Source organism: Limibacillus sp. (assembly GCA_037379885.1).
Lineage (GTDB): Bacteria > Pseudomonadota > Alphaproteobacteria > Kiloniellales > CECT-8803 > JARRJC01.
Genome location: JARRJC010000039.1, coordinates 23,449 through 29,966 on the forward strand (window position 1 = coordinate 23,449; position 6,518 = coordinate 29,966).

Sequence of the window (6,518 nt, forward strand, 5' to 3'; positions counted from 1 at the left end):
TTCTACTCTCGTCCCGACATCACTAAAGGTTCAGTACGCGAACCGGGCTCAAGGAGCCCCCTTCGTATCGCGCGAGTGCGACCGGCTTGCCCTTCGCCATGGCGCAGACCACATCCCCGACTTCCAGGTCGAGGTCCGTGACCCGCTCCTTATATAGACGGCTCAGAAGCGATACCGATTGCCCCCGCTTGAGGCTAAGCGCCTCGGCTTCCGAAAGGGCCAGGGCCGGGATGTCGTCCAGCGCGGTCTCGATCGGAAGCAACTGCTCGAAGGCGGCGGGACTATGCCCCAAGGCCTCCAGAGAATCCAGGGAAATCGACGCCTTTTCAGTGAAGGCGCCGACGGCCGTGCGGCGCAGGTCGGTGACATGGGCGTGGCAGCCCAAAACCTCGCCCAGGTCGCGCGCCAGGGAGCGCACGTAGACCCCCTTGCCGCAATGCAGATCGAAGGTCGCGTGGTCGGCGTCCGGCATCTCGAGGAGCTTGAGGTCGAAGACCTCGACCAGCCGCCTCTTCAGCTCGAACTCCACGCCGTCGCGCGCCAGGTCGTAGGCGCGCTCGCCCTGGAGCTTCACGGCCGAATAGCGCGGCGGGGTCTGCTCGATCTCTCCGATGAAGGGGGCGAGCGCGGCCTCGATCGCGGCCCGGTCCGGGCGCTGGTCGCTCTCGGCCACCACCGCGCCCTCGGTGTCGTCCGTCTCGGTCGCCTGGCCCCAGCGCAGCGTGAAGCGGTAGCGCTTTGCGCCTTCCATGGCGTAGGCGACCGTCTTGGTCGCCTCACCGAACGCGATGGGAAGGATGCCGCTGGCCAGCGGGTCCAGGGTTCCGCCGTGCCCGGCTTTCTGCGCATTGAAGAGCCGTTTGACGCGGGCGAGCGCCTGGGTCGAGGTCATGCCGATGGGCTTGTCCAGCGCCAGCCAGCCGTGGACCGGATCGCCCTTCTTCTTGCGCGCCATGGGCTCAGGACTCTTCGTCGTCGTCGGACGGGCCCGCGCCCAGATCGCGCTTCACCCGGTCGGAGCGCAAGAGGCTCTCGATCTTCTGGGCCTCCTCGAAGCTGCGGTCCAGCTCGAAGCGCAGACGCGGGGTGTAGCGAAGCGTAAGCGCCGCCGACACCTGTCCGCGCAGAAAAGGCGCGGCGCGCTTCAAGGCGTCCAGAACGGGTTTCTGATCGACGCCGCCCAGCGGCATGATGAAGGCCGTGGCCGTGCCCAGGTCGGGGCTCAACCGCACCTCAGTGATGGTGATGGAAGCCTCGGCCAGGTCCGGGTCGCGCAGCTCGCCCTCCAGGAAGATGCGCGCCAGGGCGTGGCGAATCTCTTCGCCGACGCGCAGCTGGCGCTGACTGGGTTGCTTGCCGGCCATGGGCGGGTCCTCGATCCGAAAAGAGGCTTGGACGGGATGGGGAAGAGGCAGCGCGGCCTTAGAGCTCGCGCTGCGTCTCCTCGATCTCGTAGCACTCGATCATGTCGCCGACCTGGATGTCGTTGTAGTTCTCGAAAGCCATGCCGCACTCGTAGCCCGACTTGACCTCCTTGACCTCATCCTTGAAGCGGCGGAGCGACTTCAGCGTGCCGTCGTGCACCACCACGTCGTCGCGCAGCAGGCGGACCTTGCAGCCCCGCTTGACCACGCCGTCGGTGACCATGCAGCCCGCGACCCTGCCGGACTTGGAGATCGAGAAGACCTCGCGGATCTCGGCGTAGCCCAGGAACTTCTCCGACTGCTCGGGGTCGAGCAGGCCGGAAAGCGCCGCTTTCATCTCGTCCACCACGTTGTAGATGATCGAGTAGTAGCGGATGTCCACGCCGTCGCGGCGCGAGACCTCGCGGGCCTGGGCGTTGGCGCGGACGTTGAAGGCGATGATGATCGCTTCCGACGCGCGGGCCAGGGTGACGTCCGACTCGTTGATGCCGCCGACGCCGGCATGGAGAACGCGGACCCGCGCTTCTTCCGTGCCGACCTTTTCCAAGGCCTGGACGATGGCTTCCTGAGACCCCTGCACGTCGGCCTTCACCACCACGGGCAGCTCCTTGACCTCGCCTTCCTTGATCTTGGAAAGCATCTGCTCAAGGCTGCCGCGCCCGGCGCGGGCCAGCTCGCTCTGACGCTTGGCCTCCGAACGGAACTCGGCGATCTCGCGCGCCCGGGTCTCGTCCTCGACCACCACGAAGTCGTCGCCGGCCTGGGGCGTGCCCTGAAGGCCCAGCACCTCGACGGGCGCTGAGGGTCCGGCTTCTTCGGTCCGCTCGCCCCGGTCGTTGATCAGGGCGCGCACGCGGCCCCACTCGGTGCCGCTGACGAAGATATCGCCCATCCTCAGCGTGCCGCGCTTGACCAGAACGGTGGCGACGGAGCCACGGCCCTGTTCCAGCTTGGCTTCGACCACGACGCCCTCGGCGTTGCGGTTGGGGTTGGCCTGCAATTCCAGGATTTCCGCCTGAAGCAGGATCGACTCCTCGAGGTCGTCCAGGCCCTCGCGGGTCTTGGCCGACACGGGGATGACGATGATGTCGCCGCCCATCTCCTCGGGCACCAGCTCGTGGCTCAGCAACTCGGTCTTCACCCGGTCCAGGTCGGCCTCGGGCTTGTCCATCTTGTTGACCGCGACGATGACCGGAACCTCGGCGGCCTTGGCGTGGTTAATCGCCTCGACCGTCTGCTCCATGATGCCGTCGTCGCCGGCCACCACCAGGATCACGATGTCGGTCACGTTGGCGCCGCGCGCGCGCATCTCGGTGAAGGCGGCGTGGCCCGGCGTATCGATGAAGGTGATCGCCGCCCCCGACTTCAGATGCACCTGATAGGCGCCGATGTGCTGAGTAATGCCGCCGGCCTCGTGCGCGACCACGTCGCTGGCGCGCAGCGCATCCAGCAGAGAGGTCTTGCCGTGGTCGACGTGGCCCATGACGGTCACCACCGGCGCGCGGGGCTTCATATCCTCCGGGCGATCCTCTTCGCCCTTCAGGCCGATCTCCACGTCGGAGTCGGAGACGCGGCGGATCTTGTGCCCGAACTCCTCGATCACCAGCTCGGCGGTGTCGGCGTCGATCGACTGGTTGATGGTCGCCATCACGTCCATGCGCATCAGCGCCTTGACCACGTCCGCGCCGCGCTCGGCCATGCGGTTGGCCAGCTCCTGCACGGTGATGGTCTCCGGCACGGTGACCTCACGCACGATCTTCTTGGCGGGCTGGGAGGCCATCTGCTCGCGCTGGCGCTGCTTCTCGCGCTCGCGCTGGCGGCGCAGGGAGGCGAGAGAGCGCTGGCGCTCCTGATCGTCCTCGCCGTCCAGGGCCTTGGTGATGGTCAGCTTGCCACGGCGGCGCTCTTCGCCGCTGCGCGGCTTGGAGGGGCTGGGAGTCTTCGGTCCGGCGCCCTTGCGCTTGACGCGTCCGCCCAGTTCGTCCGCCAGATCGGCCACGGGCTCGTCGCCGCCCTTGCGCCCCGCGGGGCGCTCGTCGACGATTTCGGGCTCGCTCGGCGCTATGGGCTCGGGCTCGCCGCGCTCCTTGCGCTTGGCGGCCTCCTCGGCTTCGAGCTGCTTGCGCGCCTCTTCTTCGACGCGGCGGCGCTCTTCTTCCTCGGCCTGACGCTTGGCTTCCTCTTCGGCGCGCTGCTTGTCCTCTTCGGCGCGCAGCTTCTCTTCCTCGGCGCGGCGCTTGTCTTCCTCGACCTTGCGCTTGGCCTCTTCCTCGGTGCGCTTCTTGGCGTCCTCGACGACCTGCACGCGCTTCTCGCGCTCCTGCGCGGTCAGGCGGCTGTCGTCCTCGGCGGCCTTGGGCTTGGGTGCGGCTACCGGCTTCTCGACCTTGCCGGTCTCCGCCTCTGGGCCCTTCGCTTCGGCGCGCGCCGGGGTGCGGTCGATGGTGCGCGAGCGCTTGACCTCCACCTGCACGGTCTTGCTGCGGCCATGGCTGAAGCTCTGCCGGACCTGGCCCGATTCGACAGTCTTCTTAAGCTCAAGCCGCCCCCGGCCTAGGCTGAGGGGCTTTTTGGTGGAGTTGTCCTTGCTTTCGCTCATGGTGTCCTAATCTTTTCCTTCTCGAACCGGGTTCCGCCTATCGGCCCCCGGCCTTCTGTTGTTCCCGGCTTACCCGGTGTCCCCGGATATTGCGGGCGCGCCCAAATCACGAGGCGCTGTATTCTTCCAGCCGCGCGGCGTCGCGCGACAGCTTATCGGCCAAACCGCCGGGCGCAACCGCCACGTGAACGGCTTGATCCCGCCCGAAGGCGCGGCCCATTTCGGCCGCTTCGAAGAGCTGCCAGACCGTGACGCCGTCTTCAAGCGCGCGGGCGTAGCCGATCATCCGCTTTCGCCCCGCCTCGGACGCGTCCTTCGCCTCCAGCAGCAGCGCAACCCGGCCCTTTTCCAGCCAGCTGCGCACCTTTTCGTTCCCGGCCACCGCCTCGCCAGCCTTGCGGGCCATGGAGACCAGATCCAGGCACTGCCGTTTCAGCAGCTCCTCCACCTGATCCTCAAGGCCCTCGGGCAGCTCCACGGCGGTCTTTGCGGCCCGCGCGAAGAGCTTCTTGCGCCGGGCGGCGGCGATCATATCCCGCCGGGGCACGATCCACAAACCGCGGCCCGGCAAACGTTCGCGCAGATCCGGGACGGCCTGGCCGTCCGGACCCACGACGAAACGCAACAGGCGTTCCTTCGCGCGCCGCTCGCCGGTGGCGAGGCAGCGCCGCTCGGGCCCCTTGGGCTCGACGGGCCCTTCGGCCCTCTGGAACGCCGCGTCGCTCAGTTGCCGCTCTCCTTCTCGTCGGAGGACTCTTCCCCAGCGGCCTCTTCACCCGTGGCTGCTTCACCAGCGGCTGCTTCGCCACTCTCGGCGGGGGCGTCCTCGTCCTCGAACCAGTGGGCGCGGGCGGCCATGATCATCTCGTTGGCCTCCTCGACCGAAGGCGCGAGGTCGCCCAGGATCTCGATCAGCTCGTCGCTCGCCAGATCGGCGAAGTCGTCGAGCGTCTTGACCCCCTGGTCGCCCAGCTTGACCAGCGCGGCGGAGGACAGCCCTTCGATGGCCGCGACCTCGTCGGTGACGCCCAACTCCTTGCGGCGGTCCTCGGCCTGACGGGACATCTCTTCCAGGTAGGAGGAGGCGCGCAGGCGCAGCTCTTCGGCGATCTCCTCGTCGAAGCCCTCGATCCCGGCCAGTTCGTCGGCCTCCACGTAGGCGACCTGTTCGATGGAGGTGAAGCCCTCGGCGACCAGCAGGTGCGCGATGACGTCGTCCACGTCCAGACCTTCCATGAAGAGCTGCGAGCGCTGGCGGAACTCCTCCTGGCGGCGCTGGCTCTCCTCCTCTTCGGTCAGGATGTCGATATCCCAGCCCGAGAGCTGTGAGGCCAGACGCACGTTCTGTCCGCGGCGGCCGATGGCGAGCGAAAGCTGCTCGTCGGGCACCACGACCTCGATCTGCCCGGCGTCCTCGTCGAGCACCACCTTGGTGACCTCGGCGGGCTGAAGCGCGTTGACCACGAAGGTGGCCGTGTCCTCGGACCAGGGAATGATGTCGATCTTCTCACCCTGGAGCTCGCCCACGACGGCCTGGACGCGGCTGCCGCGCATGCCGACGCAAGCGCCGACCGGGTCGATCGAGCTGTCGTGGCTGATGACGGCGATCTTGGCGCGGCTGCCCGGGTCGCGGGCGACGGCCTTGATCTCGATGATGCCGTCATAGATCTCCGGCACCTCCTGGGCGAAGAGCTTGCCCATGAACTCCGGACGGGCGCGCGACAGGAAGATCTGCGGGCCGCGCTGTTCGGAGCGCACGTCGTAGATGTAGGCGCGCACACGGTCGCCGTTGCGGAAGGCTTCGCGCGGGATGGTCTCGTCGCGGCGCATGATGGCTTCGGCCCGGCCCAGGTCCACGGTGACGTTGCCGAACTCGGTCCGCTTGACGATGCCGTTGACCACCTCGCCCACGCGGTCCTTGTACTCCTCGAACTGGCGGGCGCGCTCGGCCTCGCGCACCTTCTGCACGATCACCTGCTTGGCGGTCTGGGCGGCGATGCGGCCCAGGTCGATGGGCGGCAGGTCCTCGGTCACGAAGTCGCCGAAGCCCAGCGTCTCGTCCAGCGCGCGCGCATCGGGCAGCGCGATCTGGGTCATGTCGTCCTCGACCTCCTCCACGACCTCGCGGAAGCGGCGCAGACGAATCTCGCCGCTCTTGCGGTCGATTTCGGCGCGCACATCATGCTCGTGGCCGTATTTGGCGCGCCCCGCCTTGGAGATCGCCTGTTCCATCGCCTCGAGCACTTCCTCGCGGTCGATCGACTTCTCCCGGGCGACTGCATCAGCCACCTGCAGAAGTTCGGTCTTGTAAGCCGTTGCCGTTTCCATTCCTTCGTGCCTCTTGGTTTAGACAGCCTTCAAAAAAATTCGGTGCCGGGGTTCAGTCGTCCCCGGCAGCTTCCTGTTCGGCCTCGCGCTGCGCTGCTTCGATCAGAGCGTCGGTCAGCAGCAGCTTGGCCTTGCGCATGCCGGAGAAGGGCAAGCGCTGCACGCCC

General features: G+C 67.6%; 5 protein-coding genes. All 5 read right to left on the bottom strand.

All coding sequences use genetic code 11. The features are described from left to right. Positions 1-22: 22 nt before the first annotated feature. Positions 23-955: a tRNA pseudouridine(55) synthase TruB gene (truB, locus tag P8X75_11735; protein ID MEJ1995858.1), complete on the bottom strand. Its 933-nt coding sequence runs from the start codon at positions 953-955 to the stop codon at positions 23-25. Positions 956-959: 4 nt separating this feature from the next. Further along, on the bottom strand, positions 960-1,364 hold the full coding sequence (gene rbfA, locus P8X75_11740) for a 30S ribosome-binding factor RbfA (GenBank protein ID MEJ1995859.1): 405 nt from the start codon (positions 1,362-1,364) through the stop codon (positions 960-962). A 58-nt stretch (positions 1,365-1,422) separates the two neighbouring features. Beyond that, on the bottom strand, positions 1,423-4,023 hold the full coding sequence (gene infB, locus P8X75_11745) for a translation initiation factor IF-2 (protein MEJ1995860.1): 2,601 nt from the start codon (positions 4,021-4,023) through the stop codon (positions 1,423-1,425). 106 nt (positions 4,024-4,129) lie between these two features. Then, a complete protein-coding gene (locus P8X75_11750; protein MEJ1995861.1) occupies positions 4,130-4,750 on the bottom strand; it encodes an RNA-binding protein in 621 nt (206 codons plus the stop codon). Continuing rightward, positions 4,747-6,351, bottom strand: coding sequence for a transcription termination factor NusA (gene nusA, locus P8X75_11755; GenBank protein MEJ1995862.1), 1,605 nt, complete (start codon positions 6,349-6,351; stop codon positions 4,747-4,749). Before nusA ends, P8X75_11750 begins: the two co-directional genes overlap by 4 nt. Positions 6,352-6,518 lie beyond the last annotated feature (167 nt).